We start from the raw sequence: 3,161 nt of genomic DNA on the forward strand, positions 1-3,161 counted from the left end.
TGCGCAAAGCGTGTTCCAAGTCATGTACAACTGATTGTATGTGTATGCTTTTGATTGATAAGTTGAAGTCTTGCTTCTACTGGATCAAATCAAGCCTATCGAGCAATTAGTACCAGTCAACTGAACGTGTTACCACGCTTACATCTCTGGCCTATCGACGAGGTGGTCTACCTCGGCTCTCAGGGATACCTTGTTTTGAGGGGGGCTTCCCGCTTAGATGCCTTCAGCGGTTATCCTGTCCGATCATAGCTACCCAGCACTGCTATTGGCATAACAACTGGTCCACCAGTGGATCGTTCACCCCGGTCCTCTCGTACTAGGGGCAACTCCTCTCAAGTATCCTACACCCACGGAAGATAGGGACCGAACTGTCTCACGACGTTCTAAACCCAGCTCACGTACCTCTTTAAACGGCGAACAGCCGTACCCTTGGGACCTGCTCCAGCCCCAGGATGAGATGAGCCGACATCGAGGTGCCAAACACTGCCGTCGATATGGACTCTTGGGCAGTATCAGCCTGTTATCCCCGGCGTACCTTTTATCCGTTGAGCGATGGCCCTCCCACTTGGGACCACCGGATCACTATGGCCGTCTTTCGACTCTGCTCGACTTGTCAGTCTCGCAGTCAGGCTGGCTTCTGCCATTGCACTCAACGAGCGATTTCCGACCGCTCTGAGCCAACCTTCGCGCGCCTCCGTTACGATTTAGGAGGCGACCGCCCCAGTCAAACTACCCGCCACACAGGGTCCCGGAACCGGATAACGGTCCGCGGTTAGACATCAAGCAGAACAAGGGTGGTATCTCAAGGGAGGCTCCACCGAGACTGGCGTCTCGGTTTCAAAGCCCACCACCTATCCTGCACATGTTCGGCCTAATGCCAGTGTGAAGCTGTAGTAAAGGTGCACGGGGTCTTTCCGTCTAACCGCGGGTAACCGGCATCTTGACCGGTAATTCAATTTCGCTGAGTCTATGTTGGAGACAGCGGGGAAGTCGTTACGCCATTCGTGCAGGTCGGAACTTACCCGACAAGGAATTTCGCTACCTTAGGACCGTTATAGTTACGGCCGCCGTTTACCTGGGCTTCAATTCAGAGCTCTCACCCCTCCTTTTAACCTTCAGGCACCGGGCAGGCGTCAGACCCTATACGTCGTCTTACGACTTCGCAGAGCCCTGTGTTTTTAATAAACAGTCGCCACCCCCTGGTTTGTGCCCCCAGCCTCTAGTTGCCTAGAAACCGGGCCTCCTTCTCGCGAACTTACGGAGGTATTTTGCCGAGTTCCTTCAACATAGTTCTCTCAAGCGCCTTGGTATTCTCTACCTATCCACCTGTGTCGGTTTAGGGTACGATCTAGCGATGGAGCTATTTCCAGGGACCTCTAAGCAGCCCATTCAATCCGATAAGGATGAACTACCCTCGAGATCCGTCACTTCCATCTGGCCCAGGAATATTAACCTGGTTCCCATCGACTACGCCTTTCGGCCTCGCCTTAGGGGTCGGCTTACCCTGCTCAGATTAGCTTTAAGCAGGAACCCTTGGATTTTCGGCGAGAGTGTCTCTCACACTCTTTGTCGCTACTCATGTCATCATTCTCACTAGTGATCTCTCCACCGGATCGCTCACGCGCCAGCTTCACAGAAAGCTCCTTGTGTCCAACTCACCCCGAAGGATGATAAGGACACATGGAACTATGTCACACTACGCTCTGCTACCATGCAATAAATGCATCCTCAGCTTCGGCTCATGGCTTGAGCCCCGTTACATCTTCGCCGCAAGACAACTTATTTAGACCAGTGAGCTGTTACGCTATCTTTAAAGGATGGCTGCTTCTAAGCCAACCTCCTGGTTGTTTTGGTCGTCTCACCTGCTTTCCCACTTAGCCATGAATTAGGGGCCTTAGCTGGAGGTTAGGGTTGTTTCCCTCTTCACGACGGACGTTAGCATTCGCCGTGTGTCTGCCGACTAGTACTCACCGGTATTCGGAGTTTGGTTAGGATCAGTAAGCCTGTGGGGCCCCATTACCCATCCAGTGCTCTACCCCCGGTGGTATTCGGTCGACGCTCTACCTAAATAGATTTCGCAGAGAACCAGCTATCTCCGAGTTTGATTGGCCTTTCACCCCTAGGCACAGCTCATCCCGATCTTTTTCAACAGATGTGGGTTCGGTCCTCCAATAAGTGTTACCTTATCTTCAACCTGGCCATGCCTAGATCACTCGGTTTCGGGTCTGATCCCACGAACTCAACGCCCTATTAAGACTCGCTTTCGCTACGCCTACACCTAACGGCTTAAGCTTGCTCGTGAGACCAAGTCGATGACCCATTATACAAAAGGTACGCTGTCAGGACGCAAGGTCCCTCCAACTGATTGTAGGCGTTCGGTTTCAGGTACTGTTTCACTCCCCTCGTCGGGGTGCTTTTCACCTTTCCCTCACGGTACTGGTTCACTATCGGTCAGTAAGGAGTACTTAGCCTTCGAAGGTGGTCCTCCGATCTTCAGACAGAATTTCACGTGTTCCGCCCTACTTAATACGTCCAATCATGCTTCTTATACGGGACTATCACCCACTCTGGTTGCGCATTCCAACGCATTCTAACCACACTCATGGCTCGGCTGGTCCCCGTTCGCTCGCCGCTACTAGGGGAGTATCATATTGATTTCCTTTCCTCCGGGTACTTAGATGTTTCAGTTCCCCGGGTTTGCCTTTTTAAGCCTATATATTCAGCCTAAAAATACCTGGTTTACCAAGTTATTAGCTGATCCGAAGATCAGTAATAACAAAGTATCAGGTGGGTTGCCCCATTCAGAAATCCATGGATCAAAGCTTATTCTCAGCTCCCCATGGCTTATCGCAGAGTATCACGTCTTTCATCGCCTCTTACTGCCAAGGCATTCACCAAACGCCCTTTTCGCGCTTGATTTGATCCAGAAAAAGCAAGACTTAGCGTCTCGCGCGAAGATCAGAAGCTGGTAAGAAACTGATCCTCTTATCCTGTATCAAAAGCATACTTTTACCCGCCCAGACATTCGTCTGGACAAATGAGCGATGCAGATAGCGAACCGTCCGTGCAGGAGGTCCGCGTCATCGCTCTGGTTAGTGTACTTGACTTGGACAACATATTCGTTTCGATCGCGATATGTCTGATAGGCCGAGGAAACAGCC

1 rRNA gene is annotated in these 3,161 nt (G+C 51.5%); it reads right to left on the reverse strand.

From position 1 onward, the window contains the following. Positions 1-85: 85 nt before the first annotated feature. A 23S ribosomal RNA gene (locus WNY61_RS20150) occupies positions 86-2,919 on the reverse strand. Positions 2,920-3,161: the final 242 nt, after the last annotated feature.

The sequence above is a fragment of the Sulfitobacter sp. AS92 genome (assembly GCF_038900015.1).
Classification (GTDB): Bacteria; Pseudomonadota; Alphaproteobacteria; order Rhodobacterales; family Rhodobacteraceae; genus Sulfitobacter.